Origin of the sequence: Fructobacillus tropaeoli, assembly GCF_016860625.1 — a bacterium.
Classification (GTDB): domain Bacteria; phylum Bacillota; class Bacilli; order Lactobacillales; family Lactobacillaceae; genus Fructobacillus; species Fructobacillus tropaeoli.
This window is the reverse complement of sequence record NZ_BOJU01000004.1, coordinates 191,588-208,847: the sequence shown is the minus strand read 5'-3', so window position 1 is coordinate 208,847 and position 17,260 is coordinate 191,588. Positions and strand designations below refer to the sequence as shown.

At 45.8% G+C, this 17,260-nt stretch carries 15 protein-coding genes, 1 tRNA gene and 1 other annotated feature; of the genes, 9 read left to right on the top strand and 7 right to left on the bottom strand.

What is annotated here, in order from left to right; translation table 11 throughout:
• Window positions 1-85 precede the first annotated feature (85 nt).
• From FT12353_RS06685 to FT12353_RS06665, 5 genes are all read left to right on the top strand, one after another.
• Complete coding sequence (locus FT12353_RS06685) at window positions 86-925, top strand: MetQ/NlpA family ABC transporter substrate-binding protein (protein WP_059393979.1); 840 nt, start codon at window positions 86-88, stop codon at window positions 923-925.
• A 36-nt stretch (window positions 926-961) separates the two neighbouring features.
• Window positions 962-1,801, top strand: coding sequence for a MetQ/NlpA family ABC transporter substrate-binding protein (locus FT12353_RS06680; protein WP_059393980.1), 840 nt, complete (start codon window positions 962-964; stop codon window positions 1,799-1,801).
• 63 nt (window positions 1,802-1,864) lie between these two features.
• Window positions 1,865-3,202 carry a M20/M25/M40 family metallo-hydrolase gene (locus tag FT12353_RS06675; RefSeq protein ID WP_203619221.1) on the top strand — a complete coding sequence of 446 codons (1,338 nt, stop codon included), beginning with the start codon at window positions 1,865-1,867 and terminating at the stop codon, window positions 3,200-3,202.
• A gap of 42 nt (window positions 3,203-3,244) precedes the next feature.
• Complete coding sequence (locus FT12353_RS06670) at window positions 3,245-4,327, top strand: methionine ABC transporter ATP-binding protein (RefSeq protein ID WP_059393982.1); 1,083 nt, start codon at window positions 3,245-3,247, stop codon at window positions 4,325-4,327.
• Entirely contained in the window at window positions 4,324-5,019 is a 696-nt protein-coding gene (locus FT12353_RS06665) for a methionine ABC transporter permease (RefSeq protein ID WP_047974268.1), read from the top strand. The genes FT12353_RS06670 and FT12353_RS06665 overlap by 4 nt, the downstream gene beginning before the upstream one ends.
• A gap of 61 nt (window positions 5,020-5,080) precedes the next feature.
• On the opposite strand, the gene FT12353_RS06660 is transcribed toward FT12353_RS06665, so the two are convergent.
• Entirely contained in the window at window positions 5,081-5,779 is a 699-nt protein-coding gene (locus tag FT12353_RS06660) for a GntR family transcriptional regulator (RefSeq protein ID WP_047974267.1), read from the bottom strand.
• A 236-nt stretch (window positions 5,780-6,015) separates the two neighbouring features.
• Here FT12353_RS06660 and FT12353_RS06655 point away from each other — a divergent pair.
• The 4 genes from FT12353_RS06655 (at window position 6,016) to FT12353_RS06640 (ending at window position 8,496) form a co-directional block, all read left to right on the top strand.
• Window positions 6,016-6,087, top strand: a tRNA-Gln gene (locus FT12353_RS06655).
• A gap of 116 nt (window positions 6,088-6,203) precedes the next feature.
• Window positions 6,204-6,707 (top strand): GNAT family N-acetyltransferase, encoded by a 504-nt coding sequence (locus FT12353_RS06650; RefSeq protein ID WP_059393984.1) that lies wholly within the window; start codon window positions 6,204-6,206, stop codon window positions 6,705-6,707.
• Window positions 6,708-6,712: 5 nt separating this feature from the next.
• Complete coding sequence (locus FT12353_RS06645) at window positions 6,713-7,288, top strand: TetR/AcrR family transcriptional regulator (protein ID WP_059393985.1); 576 nt, start codon at window positions 6,713-6,715, stop codon at window positions 7,286-7,288.
• A gap of 149 nt (window positions 7,289-7,437) precedes the next feature.
• Window positions 7,438-8,496 carry an ABC transporter permease gene (locus tag FT12353_RS06640; RefSeq protein WP_059393986.1) on the top strand — a complete coding sequence of 353 codons (1,059 nt, stop codon included), beginning with the start codon at window positions 7,438-7,440 and terminating at the stop codon, window positions 8,494-8,496.
• 112 nt (window positions 8,497-8,608) lie between these two features.
• Here FT12353_RS06640 and metF read toward each other — a convergent pair whose 3' ends face one another.
• The 6 genes from metF to FT12353_RS06610 all read right to left on the bottom strand — a co-directional run bounded on the left by metF (window position 8,609) and on the right by FT12353_RS06610 (window position 16,796).
• The gene (gene metF, locus FT12353_RS06635; protein ID WP_059393987.1) at window positions 8,609-9,514 is read right to left on the bottom strand and encodes a methylenetetrahydrofolate reductase [NAD(P)H]; all 906 of its coding nucleotides are present in this window, start codon (window positions 9,512-9,514) and stop codon (window positions 8,609-8,611) included.
• Window positions 9,501-11,780, bottom strand: a complete 2,280-nt coding sequence (gene metE / locus FT12353_RS06630; RefSeq protein WP_203619220.1) for a 5-methyltetrahydropteroyltriglutamate--homocysteine S-methyltransferase — start codon at window positions 11,778-11,780, stop codon at window positions 9,501-9,503. The genes metF and metE overlap by 14 nt, the downstream gene beginning before the upstream one ends.
• A 75-nt stretch (window positions 11,781-11,855) precedes the next feature.
• Window positions 11,856-12,101 (bottom strand) — a binding site (T-box leader).
• Window positions 12,102-13,262 (bottom strand): aminotransferase class V-fold PLP-dependent enzyme, encoded by a 1,161-nt coding sequence (locus FT12353_RS06625; RefSeq protein ID WP_059393989.1) that lies wholly within the window; start codon window positions 13,260-13,262, stop codon window positions 12,102-12,104.
• Window positions 13,255-14,454, bottom strand: a complete 1,200-nt coding sequence (locus FT12353_RS06620) for a PLP-dependent transferase (RefSeq protein WP_083994438.1) — start codon at window positions 14,452-14,454, stop codon at window positions 13,255-13,257. The genes FT12353_RS06625 and FT12353_RS06620 overlap by 8 nt, the downstream gene beginning before the upstream one ends.
• A 181-nt stretch (window positions 14,455-14,635) precedes the next feature.
• Window positions 14,636-15,916: an O-acetylhomoserine aminocarboxypropyltransferase/cysteine synthase family protein gene (locus tag FT12353_RS06615; RefSeq protein ID WP_059393990.1), complete on the bottom strand. Its 1,281-nt coding sequence runs from the start codon at window positions 15,914-15,916 to the stop codon at window positions 14,636-14,638.
• Complete coding sequence (locus FT12353_RS06610) at window positions 15,891-16,796, bottom strand: homoserine O-acetyltransferase/O-succinyltransferase family protein (protein ID WP_059393991.1); 906 nt, start codon at window positions 16,794-16,796, stop codon at window positions 15,891-15,893. Before FT12353_RS06610 ends, FT12353_RS06615 begins: the two co-directional genes overlap by 26 nt.
• Between the last annotated feature and the right edge of the window lie 464 nt (window positions 16,797-17,260).

Genomic DNA, 17,260 nt, shown 5'->3' with positions numbered 1-17,260 from the left:
TTAAATCTTAAAGATAGAAGTGGCTTTTTTTGTTGCTAAAATTAAAATAAAGATACAAGGACAAAAAGGAGATAATAACAAGAAAATGTCAAAAAAAGGTTGGTTGATTTCCGGTATCGCAGTTGTTGCTGTCGCAGCACTAGCTTACGTCAGCTTTGGTAATCACGGTACAAGCAGTAATAAAACGGTGACAGTCGGCATTATGTCAGCGAACAAAGATGACGATGATATTTGGAAGAGTGTTGCTCAAACGGCCAAGGATAAGTACGGTGTGACGATTAAGTTCAAGCAGTTCTCCGATTACTCACAGCCAAACAAGGCTTTGCAAAACGGCGACATTGATTTGAACTCTTTCCAGCACTACGCCTTCCTGGATGCCTATAACAAGAAGAACGGCAACGAATTAACCTCAATTGGTGAAACGGCCATTAGCCCAATCCGCCTATATTCCAACTCATACAAGAACGTCAGCGACTTTAAGGATGGCGACACCATCGTCATTCCAAATGACCCATCAAACGAAAGTCGGGCCCTTTACCTCTTGAAGTACGCTGGATTAATTGAGTTGAAATCAGGATTAACGCTGGCAACAACGAAGGACATCACTTCAAATCCAAAGAATTTGAAGATTAAGGAAGTTTCAGCCGATCAAACCGCTCGTAACCTTCCAGATGTTCAGGGGGCCGTCATCAATGGTAATTATGCACAGTCAGCTGGCCTAAAGTACCAAGATGCCATCTTCGTGGAACCTTTGAACAAAGATTCACACCAGTGGGTCAACATCATCGTTGCCCAAAAGAAGAACAAGAACAAGAAGATTTACCAAGACGTCGTTAAGGCTTACCAAACAAACAAGACCAAGCAATTGATCAAGGAAAAGTATGGTGAATCAGAAGTCGCCGCTTGGGACAAGCAATTTAATTAAAGTGATTGAGTAACATAGGAAAGAGAGAAAGATATTATGAGTGCAAAAAAGACGATTATTGGAATTGTAGCCGCCGCAGCCATTGTTGGAATTGGTTATTTCAGCTTCTTCAACCACGGTAGCCAAGACGACAAGGTGGTTAAGATTGGTGTCATGAACGGTGACAAATCAGAAGACCAGATCTGGGCAGAAGCAGCCAAGACTGCCAAGGATAAGTATGGTATTACTTTGAAGACCGTTAAGTTCTCTGATTACTCACAGCCAAACAAGGCCTTAAGCAACCACGACATCGACTTGAACGCCTTTCAAAACTACCCATTCTTGGAAAACTGGAACAAGGCTAACAAGACAGACATCGTTTCAATCGGTGACACTTGGACTACACCATTGCGTGTCTACTCAGACAAGTACAAGTCAATCAAGGACATCCCTGATGGTAGCCAAATCGCCGTTGCCAATGATGTTACCAACGAAAACCGTGGTATTCACCTCTTGGCTGAAGCTGGTTTGATTAAGGTGAAGGACACGAACAAGGCTACACCAAACGACATCACTTCAAACCCTAAGAACTTGAAGATTGTGCCAGTTGATGCTTCACAGACTGCAACTTCATTGAAGGATCCTAAGTTTGCCGGTGCTGTGATTAACACGAACTTTGCTAAGTCAGCAGGAATCGACTTCAACACTGCCATCTATGTTGAAGGTTTGAACAAGAACACGACTCAATTCTTCAACTTCGTTGCGGCTAACAAGTCTGACAAGGATAAGAAGATTTACAAGGATGTTGTGAAGTCAATCCAAACTGCTAAGACCAAGGAATTGGTTAAGAAGAACTACGACGGTGCCGAAATCACTGTTTGGGATTACAAGAAGTAATTCAACCATGCGGGCTTGCCCCGCGTACATATTTAATCACCACCACGAAAGGAAAAATTACTCATGTCAAATCGTAAAGAAGAATACCTCACTTTCTTAAAAGAATTGATTGCCCTCCCCAGTGTTTCAGCAAAACACGAAAAGTTGCCCGAAACAGCTGCCCTGCTAGGTCAAGCATTGGAAAAACTTGGTGGCCAAGTCGAAATCGACGACAGTTACTTTGCCCCACTGGTCATTGCGCACTTTAACAGTAACCAAGCCGGTGCCAAGAATCTCATTATCTACAACCACTACGATGTGCAACCAGCTGAACCCTTTAACCTTTGGGACCAAGACCCTTGGACTTTGACTGAAAAGGACGGTCACCTAATTGGTCGCGGTGTCGATGACGATAAGGGAAATATCACGGCCCGTTTCACGGCCTTAGCCGAATACCTGGACGAAAACGATGGCCAATTGCCCGTCAACATTACCTTCCTAATTGAAGGATCTGAGGAAACCGCCTCACAACACTTGGATGACTACTTAGCCAAGCATCCAGAACTGAAAGCTGATTTAATCATCTGGGAGTCCGGTAATAAAGACGATCAGGGACAAATCGAACTTGGTGGTGGTAATAAGGGAATCGTGACCTTCGATGTGACGGCCAAGACAGCCGGCATCGACCTCCACTCCTCATTAGCAACCGTTGTTGATTCCGCTGCCTGGCGCTTAAGCCAAGGGTTAGCAACCCTTTTTGATCCAAAGACGGGCCGCATTCAAGTCCCTAACTTCTATGAAGACGTCATCGCCCCTAACCAGCGAGAGAAGGACTTGGTTGCTGCTTTGCCCGGCACCAAGGAAGAGTTTATCAAGGGACATCAAATCACTGCCCCACTGTTAACCGACAAGCGTGGTGACGATTGGAAGGAAGCCCTCTACTTCGAACCAAGTATTAATATTGAGGGTATCTCCTCTGGCTACGAAGATCAGGGTGTCAAGACAGTGCTACCAGCGGAAGCAACCGCTAAGTTGGAAGCCCGTCTGGTTCCCGGCATGGGCCCAGACAAGACCTTAAAGCAGATTCAAGACTATTTGGCCGACCAGGGCTTTTCTGATTTAACAGTGACAAAGACCCTTGGCCAACCAGGCTACCGATCAGATATGTCAGATCCTGAAATCAAAAAGGTTATCGACCTGGCTAAGGACTTTTACCCCGGTGAACCCGTTGTTTCCCCAACCTCACCAGGAACCGGCCCAATGGCCTATGTCAACAATGCTATCAAGGCTCCCATTATTTCTTTGGGTGTCGGCTACCAAGGCGCCTTAGACCATGCACCAAATGAGAACATTCGCCTGACTGATTACGAAGACAACATAAAGTTTGTTAAACTAATCATTGGTAGCTATGCTAATCACTAGTAGCAAACAGAAAGGAAAGTGCGCAAGCACCAGAATTTATCAATGACGAATCCAATTATTTCTTTAAAAAATATTGATGTGACCTTCCAACAAAAGAAGCGAACGATTGAAGCGGTTAAAAACGTTTCTATCGACGTGAACCGTGGCGACGTCTTCGGAATTGTTGGTTATTCCGGCGCCGGTAAGTCAACTTTGGTCCGGGTCATTAACCTGCTCCAGGTCCCAACGAGTGGCCAGGTCATCGTGAATGGTGAAACCTTCTTTGACGGCCAAGGCGCTGGCAAGACCGGTGTGCAAATTAAGCCAAATGAGCTTCGCGACCGCCGTCGTAAGATTGGGATGATTTTCCAACACTTTAACTTGCTCAACGAGCGTACGGTCGCCGAAAACGTGGCCTTTGCCCTCCAGCACAGCCCATTGAAGGCCGATGAAAAGAAGACTAAGGTTGCTGAACTGCTTGAATTAGTTGAATTAACTGATCGAGCAGAACAATACCCTTCTCAACTTTCAGGTGGTCAGAAGCAGCGTGTCGCCATCGCCCGCGCCTTGGCCAATGACCCTGAAATTCTGATTTCCGATGAAGCAACCTCTGCCTTGGATCCAAAGACGACCAACCAAATTTTGGCCCTTTTGAAGAAGTTAAATCAGCAGTACAACTTGACCATTCTTTTGATTACCCACGAAATGGACGCGGTCAAGGAAGTCGCTAACAAGGTCGCTGTGATGCAAGATGGGCAGGTCCTAGAAGAAGGTTCAACTTTGGACATCTTCACCAAGCCACAGGCCGCCTTAACTAAGGAATTTATCGAAACGGCCACAAACCAGGATAAGGCTTTGGCAACAATTGCTGAATCAGACGCCATTACGTCCCTAAGCGACAACGAGGTCTTTGCTCGTTTGACTTACTCTGGTAACAGCACAAATGAACCATTGATTACCACCCTTTATCAGAAGTATGAAGTTGTCGCCAACATCTTGTACGGTAACGTTGAGATTCTACAAGGAACAGAAGTTGGTTCCCTGTTGGTCATCCTCTCAGGCTCAGCCGATGGTTTGGCCGCCGGCTTGCAGTCCTTAAAAGACCAAGGCGTTACTGTTGATATCTTGAAAGGAAAGCAAGCATGAGTAATTGGTTTTCACAAACATTTCCAAACGTCGTTTATCAAGGCTGGTCCGGTGATACCGGTTGGCTAACTGCGATTAACCAAACAATCTTTATGACCTTCTGGTCCGCTATCTTCGGTGGTCTTTTGGGCTTAATTTTTGGCTTTGGCCTTGTTGTCACAAGCCCTCGTGGTATTACCCCAAACAAAGTCCTCTTCTGGATCTTTGATAAGATTGTTTCGATTTTCCGAGCAATTCCGTTCATTATCCTCTTGGCCTTCATTGCTCCCGTCACCAAGACCATTGTTGGAACGCAAATCGGTTCTACTGCCGCTTTGGTGCCATTGTCATTGGGAGTCTTCCCCTTCTATGCCCGTCAGGTTCAGGTTGCCTTGACCGAAGTTGATTCCGGGATTGTCGAAGCCGCTCAAGCAGTTGGGGCTTCCTTCACCGAAATCGTCTTTGGTGTCTACCTCCGCGAAGGTCGGTCAGAATTGATTCGTGTGTCAACAGTGACACTGATTTCCTTGATTGGGTTAACAGCCATGGCCGGTGCCATTGGTGCTGGTGGTCTGGGAAACATGGCCATCGCTTACGGTTACAACCGTTTTGCCAATGATACAACCCTGGTGGCCACTTTCTTGGTTCTCGTCCTCGTCTTGATTGTCCAAGTCGTGGGTGACTATCTAGCAAAGCGCTATAATCACAAATAAAAAATCAGTACAAAAGAAGCTCAACACAATGTGTTGAGCTCCTTTTTTGTCAAACTATTAATTAGCGAGTCAATTGGAATTCGAAGCGATCACCAACGTAGTATGAGCGAACATATTCAAAGGGGTGGTCCTCCTGGTCATATGAAACCTGACGGACGGCCAAAATTGGATCGCCACGCTTGATTTGCAAGAAATCAGCTTGTCGCTCCGTTGCCAGCGCCGCTGTGACCGTTTGCTCGGCCCGCCCTGGCTGAATACCGGCCTGGATTAAAGTGGCGTAGAGCGACTCTGTCAGGCTTGAACGAGTAAAGTTATTCACCAGCTTCACAGGTAAGGTCGTCTGTTCCAGCAAGATTGGCTCATCATCACCCAAACGCAAGCGTTCCATCACCAAAACTTCGTCCTCTGGTTTGAGTTGCAAGTGCTCCAACTCCGAAACGGATGGGGTCGTCACCTTATAAGAAACGGTTACGGTCTGGGCCTCCCGGCCTGATTTTTTCATCAACTCCGTAAAGGAAGTCACACCGAGCGCGCGTTCTGAAACCTTTTTCTCAGCCACATAGGTCCCGGATCCAACACGGCGTTCCAAGATGCCTTCATCGACCAAGGTTTGAATCGCCTGACGCAGGGTCATCCGGGAAACGTGAAAGGATTCGGCCAAGTCACGTTCGGCCGGAAGGCGTTTATTCGTCCCCCATTCGCCAGCTGCAATGCGCTGACGAATCTCATTATGAATCTCAATATAGCGTGGTATAGCCATAATTATTGCCGCTCCTGACTGTCATTATTGGTTGAAAACTAGGATAACTTGCTAGTATCTCTTTTCTCATTATAATTGGTCTAGGCAGATATTTCAAATCAGTCATCTTTTTTTACCAAATTTTTGATTCCCCTCAACCCATCTAACTTTTATAGAATTCATTGAAAAAAATTCCAGAAAAATTCTAAAAACCCCTTGCAAAATGAGAGAAAAGCGGGTAATATATATCAAGTAATTGCCCCTTAGCCAAGCGGTAAGGCGGTGGCTTCTGGTGCCATTATGCGCTGGTTCGAATCCAGCAGGGGCAATACGATAACTTAGAAAAGGCGGTCTTGCTAGTGTAAGGCCGCCTTTTATGTTATCTTGGTAGTATAGCGTAATTCCTTTACTAGATATTCTAGTAGCAGACGAAATGGAGACAAAAGTGAACATCCGTCCTCTTGCTAAGCAAGATTTGCCTCATATCTACCAGCAAAAAAATTCACGGTCTGTGATGGCCCTCTGGTTCGAGGAACCCTTTAATTCCCTAGACGAATTAACCATCCTCTATGACCGCCACGTCCTTGATCAAAGCGAACGGCGTTTCGTGATTGAGGAAGACAACCAATTTGTCGGTGTCGTTGAATTAATCGATATCAATACTATTCACCGTCACTGTGAAATCCAAATCATTATTGATACCAAATTCCAGGGCCAAGGTTTGGCCCAAGAAGGAATGCACGCTGGGATTGAATACGCCTTTTCAGTCTTAAATCTTCACAAGATTTACCTGTACGTCGATGTAGAAAATCCAGCTGCTATCCACATTTATAAAAAATTCGGCTTTCAAGAAGAAGGTCGACTCCGCCAACACTACTTTGCCGAAGGACGTTACCATGATTCCTTAATGATGGGACTCTTCGCTAACGAATTTTATCAAGAAAAATAACCATTATGAAAACTGATGCCCGTTATACCAAAGCTGATGCCGCTATTCGTGCTACCTTTTTAGAAATTTTGGCCCATAAGGACTTTCATAAAATTTCTGTCCAAGAAATCATTAAGCAGGCTGATATTAACCGTTCAACCTTCTACGCTCATTTCTTAGATAAGGATGACTTGATGGAAACCATCCAAATGGACCTCTTAGAAGAAACCATGGGTGCTCTGCCTTCCTTAAACATTGAAAACTTCGATGTTGCTGAAATCTTCCAGCATCGAGCTGATTTTTTGGTTCAAAAGCTCTACGAGCAAAAGGAATTAGCCGCCCTTCTCCTTTCAAAGCATGCCGAGCATTCCTTTGAAAATCGAATGGTTGAACAGGCGAAGAAGGCCTTCTTCAATACAACCGATGGCCACGATTTAGCGATTCCACCGCGTTATGCCCTCAATATTTTGACAGGAACCGCCACAAATTTGATTATTACTTGGATTCGTTCTGGCTTTCAAGAATCAACCGAAGAGTTTTCGGCCATCCTTGTTAAGGTTGTCCCACCACTTTTGACCAAGGTTATCCATGCCCAAAACTAGTTCTTCAACAAAACCACCCATCAATGGGTGGTTTTTTGTTGGATAAAACGCCTAAAATCCCCCTATCCAACTTTTAAGCGACAATTGTTGGTTTTATTTTTTTGACAGTTTATTATACTAAAGTCAGTAAATGAAACGAGGAAGTACACATGAAATCATCAAATAAGTTGATTTTGGGTCTGGCTCTTGGTTTGACGGTCGTCTTAGGAATTATGATGACTGCCTTCTCATTACCAGCCGTAAAATCAGGTATTAACAATGTACCAATTGGTGTCGTTGCTCAAAATGATGCAACGTACGAAAAGTTGGCCAAGCCTTTGTCCGATAAGGGCTTTAAGGTTACCCAATATGACAGCGAAAAAGACGTTAAGTCTGCTATCAAGGAACGTAAGATCTACGGTGCCTTTGAAATGTCAGCAACTGGTGACTTGAGCTTGTACCAAGCAACTGCCGCTTCTGCAGCCGTTGCGCAAGGCTTGAACCAAATCGGTCAAGGTGTTGTTACCCAGCAAAAGGCCGCTGCTAAGGCGCAATTAGCACCAATGATGGCGCAAGCAAATGACGTCAACACATTGAAGGCTTTGAACCAAAAGTCAGCAGCAATCGATGCTAAGACATTGAAGGTTGTTGAATTACGTGCCTTCCCTAAGGATGACCCTAAGGGAACTGGTTTGGCTGCTGGTGCTTTGCCAATTGCCCTTGGTGGTTGGATTGGTGCCGTTGCTATTGCCAACGTGATTAAGGGTAAGAAGCAAAAGTTCTTTGCTGCCTTGGCCTTCGCCTTCGTTGGTGGACTTGGCCTTGTTGGTGTTATCCAATTCGGTGTTGGTACTTTCGATGGTAACTACTGGTTAACATCACTTGGTGCCATGGTTGGTATCGCCGCAACTGCATTCTTTGTTCTGGGTATTTTGGAAGTGATGGGAAACGGTGGTTTGATTATCGCCGCCATCATGTTGATCTTGCTTGGAAACCCACTTTCAGGGCTCTCATCAGCTCCTGAAATGTTGCCAAAGGGCTGGGGCTTCTTCGGACAACTCTTACCACCTGGAGCAACTGGAACGCTCTTGCGTGACATCGCCTTCTTCGATGGTAATGCAATCGCCTTGCCATTGACTGTATTGCTTAGCTATGTTGCCGTTGGTTTGATTCTCTTCGCCATCGGTAAAAAGTCAACAATCGTTGTTTCTGAAACAACAACTGACTAATCCACAATATTTTTTCTGCTTGAAAAAGCCGCTCGCAAGTCTGATTTCAGACAAGCAAGCGGTTTTTTTACTCTTTTTATGAGGGTCGATATTAAGCAAACAAGAACCCGGTTCAATGAACCAGTTCGATTTCAACGCTATCCTTTGTTTGGTTAGCCGCAAAAATCGTCTTGGTGGCAGCCCAGATTTTCTCGGCAATTTCCGGCTTATTCATCGTATACAAATGAATGCCGTCGACCCCCTGGGAAACCAAATCAACAATTTGTTCAATTGCATAGGCAATGCCGGCATCCTTTAACGCCAGCGGATTATCCGCATAGCGATCAAGCATTTTTTGATACTTTTTAGGCACTGGCACACCCGAAAATTTCGTTATCCGCTCAATTTGCTTTTTATTGGTACAGGGCATAATACCGGCTTCAACCGGCACTTGGATGCCAGCCAGGGCTAGCCGTTCCTGAAATTCATAAAAATGCTGATTGTCAAAAAATAGCTGTGAAATCAGGTGGTCCGCCCCCGCATCGACCTTACGCCTCAGCCCCTCAATATCAGCCACCACAGATGGTGACTCCTGGTGCACTTCCGGATAGCAAGCAGCGGCAACGTCAAAATTAGGATACTCGCGGTCAATATAAGCAACCAAATCAGAAGCATGGTGGAAGGTCCCATTTGGTGATAACCCGTCTACTGGGTCACCACGCAGTGCCAGCACGTTTTGAATATTATCGGCCGCCAATTGGTCAAGCAGTTCGTCCACCTGCTGTTGGCTCCGATACAAACTAGGAATATGGGCAACCGCTGGTACGTGTAGCTGATTTTGAATAAGATTGGCAACCTCAATCGTTTCATTACCCTGGGCCGTTCCGCCCGCACCCAGTGTCACCGAAATAAAATCAGGCGAAACATCATTTAAAGAAGATAGCGTTGGCAGAATACTTTCTTTGGAAGTATTCTTTCGTGGTGGAAAAACCTCGAGGGAAAAAACTGTTTTTTTCTCGAATAAATCAACTAGCTTCATCGACATCCTCCCTGATTGCTTGAATGGCAGCAATCATGTTTTCCAAACTGGCGAATGATTCCGCCTCGGACCGGGTCTTCAAACCGCAATCTGGATTGATCCAAACGTTTTCGGCAGGAATTTTTTCGATCACCTGCTCAATCAAACCTTGAATTTCATTTTGACTTGGTCCCCGTGGTGAATGAATATCATAGACACCTGGACCTACCTGAGTTTGGAACTGGTGGTCAACTAGGTCATCAATCAAGGTGAAATCAGCTCGAGAGGCTTCAAACGAAATCACATCGGCATCCAAGTCGTCGATTGCTTGAAGAATATCTGAAAACTCGCTATAGCACATGTGAGTGTGAATTTGTGTTGTTGGTGCAACGCCAGAGTGAACCAGGCGGAAGGCCGGAACAGCCCAATCTAGGTACTGGCTAAACCAATCTGATTTTCTTAATGGCAAATTCTCACGTAAGGCTGGTTCATCGATTTGAATAATCTTAATTTCATGCTTTTCCAAATCCAAGACTTCATCGCGCAGTGCCAAAGCGATTTGGGTCACGACTTCCTTGCGCTCGATGTCCTCACGAGGGAACGACCAGTTAAAGATGGTCACTGGACCCGTCAGCATCCCCTTCACGAGCTTATCCGTCAGGCCATTCGCATAGACCGAAGCTGCAACCGTAATCGGTGCCGTACGGCTAACATCCCCCCAAATAATTGGTGGTTTAACAGCTCGGCTACCGTATGACTGGACCCAACCATTTTGGGTGAAGACAAATCCACCTAATTTTTCACCGAAGTACTCGACCATGTCATTGCGTTCGTATTCCCCATGAACCAAGACATCCAGACCTAACTCCTCCTGCTTACGGATAATCCGGGCAATCTTGTCTTCATTGAATTGGTCATATTCTTCTTGGCTGATTTCATGGTGCTTAAATTGACGACGGTTGGCTCGAACATCAGCTGTTTGTGGGAAGGAACCGATTGTCGTCGTTGGGAACAGTGGCAAGTCTAATTCTTCGTTTTGCAAAGCAATCCGTGTTTTTCGATCTGACAATCGAGTATAGTCATCGTCGCGCAACGCCTCCACTCTCTTCTGGACCGCCACATTAACTGGGTGTTTGACGTCAGCAAAGAGTCGTTGATTTTCTTCCAAATACTTCTCGCTACCGTCTCGGCCAGCAACAATCGCAGCCAATTCACTGAGTTCGTGCAATTTTTCAATAGCGAAGGCCAAATGTTGGGCAACGTCTTGGTCCAACTGATTTTCATTAGCAACGGTATAAGGCACGTGCAACAAAGAGGAAGAAGTATTTAAGACAACAGGTACTTCTGTTGGCAACTGATGCAATTGCTGCAAGGTTGTCTGGTAATGGTTACGCCAAATGTTCTTACCATTCACAACCCCAGCAAAGAGCGTCTTATCGGTTGGAAAACCGTATTGCTCAATCAATTGCCAATTTTCTTGCCCCTCAACAAGGTCCAAACCAATCCCTGCAAAAGGCTTTTGAATCAAATCTTGGTAGACATCCCTGACATCGCCAAAGTAAGTCTGCAAAACGACTTTGACTGTGGTTGGTTGGGCCAAAAGTTGGTCATAAAGTTGATCAAACAGTTCTTGGTCTTGTTGACTGACATCAAACGTTAGTGCTGGTTCATCAACTTGCAAATAGTCGACCCCTAACTCCTGCAGGTTAGCCAAAAGTGCTTGATAGGCCTGGACCAAATCAGTAATAAAATCAGATGGCTTGGCGCCATCCACAAACCGCGCTAATTTCAAAAGTGTATAGGGACCGATAAAGACAGCCTTAATCGAATCAATCCCTGCTGCCTGGGCTTCACGAATTTCATCAAGTAGCCTTTGACCATTAAACTGCACATGTGTCTCTGGCGTAAATTCAGAAACGATATAGTGATAATTCGTATTAAACCACTTCTTCATTGGCAACGCCTTAACCGTTTGGTCACCATCCTGATAACCCCGAGCCTGAGCAAAATACTCATCTAATTTTGACAATCCTAATTGTCGGTAACGATCAGAAACAATATTTAAATCGTTGGCAACGTCCAAAAAATTATCAAAGAAAGAAAAGTCGCCAACTGGAATCAAGTCAATGCCAGCTTCCTGCTGGGCCCGCCAATGCGCCAACTTAATCTCATGCGCCTTTTGCAATAACTCGTCCTGGTTCAACTGCTTCTTCCAATAATGCTCTGTCGCAAACTTTAGTTCTCGCTTTTCACCAATCCGTGGGAAACCAATAATTGTTGTTGTCATGTCCTTTTCTCCTCATCTTTTCTTTACTATTCTTGGCCGCACATAAAAACGCCCCTAGATAAACAATCACGTCTATCTAGGGGCGCCTTTTGGCACGGTACCACCCTAATTGTCTGATAACCATCAGACTTACTCAATACCCCAAAATACATCGGAGCCACACAAGATAACGGCTGTGAACCGTGGCCATCTCACGCAAACTGCGCTCGACCGGCCAGTAACTCCAAGACCATCTTCTCTAACCATTTTTCTACCAATTCTCATCATCATGGCTCTCTGTCAGAAATTCGGATTAGATACTCATCTTTTCATTGTTTGTTTTCATTCTTTAATTTTCAAAAAGGCCTGATGTAAATCAGCCTTCAAATCGTTGATATCTTCGAGGCCAACCGAGTAGCGGACCAAGCCATCCGTAATGCCACGGTCATGGCGTTCTTCCACGTTCATTTCAGCATGGGACATCTTTGGTGGATAGGAAATAATCGATTCCACCGCTCCCAAAGAAACCGAGAAAATCGGAATCTTTAATTCGGCTACCAGCTGACGCACATTGTCTTCACTACCAATATCAAAGGACAAGACCGCCCCACCTGATTTGGCCTGACTACTTTGAACTGCGTAGCCAGCATCCGCTTCCAAGCCCGGATAATTAACCTTTGTCACAAGTTCCTGTTGTTCGAGCCATTGAGCCAACTCTAGGGCGTTTTGTGACTCCTTTTCCATCCGGACCGCTAAGGTCTTAATGCCGCGCATCAAGAGCCAGGAATCCGAAACGCCAAGCGTTGCACCCATGGCATTTTGGAGAAAGTAGATTTGCTTACCGAGGTCTTCGTCCTTGGTCACCACCAATCCAGCCAAAATATCACTATGGCCGGCTAAGAACTTCGTGGCACTATGCACGACCAAATCAGCACCAAGGTCCAATGGCTTTTGCAAAACCGGGGTCATAAAGGTATTATCGGCAAAAACTAAGGCCCCATGGTCGTGGGCAATTTTGGCCACTAAACGAATATCCGTGACCTGCAAAGTTGGGTTTGAAGGAGTTTCCACATAAACTACCTTGGTATTATCCTGGAAAGCCTCTTCCAAATCAGCTGGGTTTCCCAAGTCCACAAAGGTATGCGAAATTCCGTACTTGGTCAAAACTTCTTCTACCAAGCGGAAGGTCCCACCATAAACATTCTTGGTCAAAATTACGTGATCGCCCTGGTTCAACGTCAACAAGGCCGTCGAAATCGCTGCCATCCCCGTTGCAAAGGCAAAGCCCCGGGTGCCATGCTCCAACTCCGCAATACTTTCCTCTAGAACATCTCGTGTTGGGTTCCCTGACCGGGCATAATCCCAGTGACCGAAATGATCAAAATCACGCTGCTCGAATGTTGAGGACAACTGGATTGCTGGGTTAATCGCCCCGCTTTCCTTATCTGGTTTAGTCGTGGTTTTAATGACCTTCGTCCAATCAGAAAATGCATCCTTAGTCATGAATTAACTCCTTTTCTACGCCAAATGTCTCTGCCACCTGTTTCTTAACCGAATTGGCCTCAGCCACATTGTCATCTGTTGCAGCAGCCAGAGCCTGATGGAAGTCTAAAATCAGGTCCGAACTAGCCTCAATCCCACAGGAGACACGCAACAAGTTTTCCGTAATCCCTGTTTTTTCACGTTCGTCCGGTGTCATGTCGGCATGGGTTTGCACGGCCGGAACGGTCACCAAGGTTTCCGTCCCACCCAGGCTTTCAGCAAAGGAAATCACCTTCAAGGCGCCCAAGAAACGGTCAATATCAACTGATTTGTTCACATAAATACTGACCATACCACCACGGCCAGGGTAGCGCACTTCGTCAATCAACTCACTTTGATTAAAGTCTGCCACCAAGGCCTGAGCGTTTTCTTCCTGTTTAGCCAAGCGCAAAGGCAGCGTCTTCAGACTACGCAAGAGTAACCAAGAGTCGAAGGGTGCCAAATTAGGACCCGTCGTGATCAGATTTTGACCAATAACTGCGGCTGTTTTTTCGGTTTTACAAACCACCACACCGGCTAACAGGTCATTGTGCCCTGACAAATATTTCGTAGCAGAATGAACCACGATGTCTGCCCCCTCATTTAAGGGTTGTTGAATCAAGGGTGTGTAGAAAGTGTTATCAACGAGCAATTGGGCCGAAGTGGCATGAGCATGATTGGCCGTCTTTTGGATATCAATCACCTTCATGGTTGGGTTTGAAGGGGTCTCAATCCAAACAGCCTTCCCGCCATCCGCCAAAAGCCGGTCGAGTTCTTGGTAATCCTGACCATCCCACTTGCTGAAGCGTAGATGGTACTGATTTGCTAAAAGATCAAAGAAGCGGAAGGAACCACCGTACAAGTCATCGGACACAATGATGTGGTCATCACTCTTAAATTGGCTAAAGACTAGTTGAATTGCCGCCATACCCGAGGAAACGGCAAAGGCCTTTGCCCCATTTTCCATCTGAGCCAAGACGTCCTCTAAGACATCTCTGGTTGGTTCCGTCATTCGGGAATAGTCATAACCCGTCGACTTACCCAAACCCTCGTGCCGATAAGCAGTCGAGAAGTACAGGGGCATCGAAATCGACCCCGTCACATTATCAACTCGGTTACCCGCTTGAGCCAAAATCGTTTCAATCTTCTTTTGCCAAGAACAGTCAATTGCCATTAATTTTTACCTTTCCTTATTCCAATCTTTTGCACAACCTGATTTTTTTGCCAGGATTTATAGCGCGTTTTAAATTCGGCTAGTGCTAACTCGCCGCGCACGTTTTTTAAAACATAACAACAGCTTCATTCACCACGAGCGCCCTCAAATCTGATCCCGGGTTTCATCATCACGCACGCCTTTAAATCTTAGCCAAGGCCTGGTCCAAATCAGCGATAATATCGTCAACATTCTCTACCCCAATTGAGAGGCGAATCAAGTCCGGCGTCACACCGGCTGCCCGCAGTTCTTCCTCATTCAACTGGGCATGGGTCGTAGAAGCCGGATGAATAATCAGCGACTTCGCATCGGCGACATTGGCCAAGAGCGAGAAGAGCTTCAAGTTCTTAATCAATTCCTTACCGGCCTCTTCGCCACCAGTCAAACCGATAGTGAAGATTGAACCAACCCCGTTAGGGAAATACTTTTCTGCCAAAGCATGATAAGGGCTATCAGCCAATTTTGGATACTTAACCCAGGCAACTTTTGGATGGTTATTCAGGTAGTCGACCACCTTTTCGGCGTTTGAAACGTGACGCTCAACCCGCAAAGAAAGCGACTCCAATCCCTGCAGTAACAAGAAGGAGTTGAAGGGGCTAATCGTTGCTCCCAGGTCGCGCAAGCTTTCGGCTCGAACCTTGGTTGTAAAGGCTGCCGGTCCCAAATCAGCAAAGACCAAGCCGTTATACTGGGCGTTTGGCGTTGTGAAACCTGGGTACTTGCCGCTAGCCTTATAATCAAAGTCGCCCTTTTCAACAATGACGCCACCCATCGTTGTCCCGTGACCACCAATAAACTTCGTGGCCGAATGAATCACAATGTCAGCGCCATGGTCCAAGGGCCGAACTAAGTAAGGCGTCCCGAATGTGTTATCCACCAAGAAGAGGATTTGGTGACGGTGGGCAATTTCGCCAATGGCCTCAAAGTCAACCAAGTTAATATTGGGGTTCCCGATACTTTCCACATAAACCGCCTTGGTCTTATCCGTAATCGCCTTTTCAAAGTTTTCGGGGTCATCTGGATCGACAAAGGTCGTTTTAATTCCTAATTTTGGTAGCGTGACCGCAAAGAGGTCATAAGTCCCGCCATACAGTGTACTGGCAGCAACAATCTCATCTCCCTGACCAGCAATGTTGAGAATCGCCGCCGTAATAGCTGCTGAACCTGTGGCTAAAGTCACCCCTGCACTGGCGTTTTCCAAAGCCGCCACGCGATCATCGACAACCGCTGTCGTTGGGTTAGTCAAGCGTGTATAAATATTGCCGGGCTCCGTTAAGCCAAAACGATTGGCTGCCTGATCAGCGTCCTTAAAGACGTAAGAAGTTGTTTGATAAATTGGCACGGCCCGTGACCCGGTTTCTGGATCAACTGTTTGGCCAGCGTGTACTTGTAATGTTTCAAAGTGTAATTTCTTGTCGGTCATAATTTTTCTCCTTATTGACAATCAGGTTCAACCAGTTTTGATAGAGCTGGCGGCTGCTAGCCGTCCAAGTGTTTTCAATCTCTTCGCCACGGTCGTAATAGCCTTCTGGGTAGTAGTTAGCTGGTTCATGAATGGCCAAATGTTTAGCCAGGTCGCGACGGTATTCGGCATCCAACGTTTTCGTTTGATATTCCGAATGCCCCGTCAGATAAGTTTGCTTCCTCTCGGCCGAATGTAGTAGAAGCGGTCCCGCTTGATCATTGGTTAAGAGGACTTGTAAATCAGCTGGCAAATCGTCAACATCAATCACCGACTCCGAATACCGCGACTGCGGTGTCTTGAAATTTGAGAGGCCAGCGGTCAGTCCTGATTTTTCAGTGGCAGTTTCTTGGGCCAGTTGCTTGGCCTCATAAATTCCAAACAATTTTGCCGGTAAGCGCCGCTTTTTGATGCCAAAGTCTTGGTACAGCGCTGCCTGAGCCGACCAACAGGCGTTGATGGTTTGACCAACATGGTCTTTCGCCCAATCCTTAATGGTCAAAAATTCCTGCCAGTAATCAACGTCCTCAAAGGGTAGCTGCTCTACCGGTGCCCCCGTTAAAATCAGACCATCGAAGTTTTGATCCTTAATTTGGTGCCAACAGGCATAACAGTCGGCGACCGCATCCTTTGGAACAGTCTTGAAGTGGTGACTACAGGCATATAAAAAGGTCAATTCGACATCCTGGTCCAAATCATTTAACAAGGACAAAAACTGTTCCTCTGTATTTTCCTTGGTTGGCATCAGGTTCCAAACCAAGATTTGCAGTGGTTGGATTAATTTCTGATTTTGCCACGCTTGCTTTTGGTGCAAGAACCCATTCTTTGCATTCGCCGTCATCGCCATTCTCCTTTTTTAAAACAAAAAAACGCCCCTAGAATCACTATAAAAGTCATTCTAGGGGCGCCAAATAGCCTGGCACGGTACCACCCTATTGCTGGCTTATTGGCCAGCACTTAAGACACTAAAGAAGCTATCTCTTAACACGGTAACGTGTGTCAATCCGTAAGGGGCTCATCGACAAGACTCACCGCTTATACCGTAACCAAAGACCATCTTCAACATTTGCTCAAATACCCGCTTACACCGACCCGGGCTCTCTGTTAAAATCAGCTGAACGTTTACTCATCTTTTCTCAGTAATTTATAATTTATCTGTTGACACGTATAATAAACCGTTCTATTTTCTTTGTCAACAGTGTTTTGATTTTTTAATGAAATCGGCTAGATATGATTGTTCCAAATAAAAAAGCGCCTCAATGAGCCTTTCGTCTTGCTCTATCGCCACTTGTTTCCCTTTTTAAT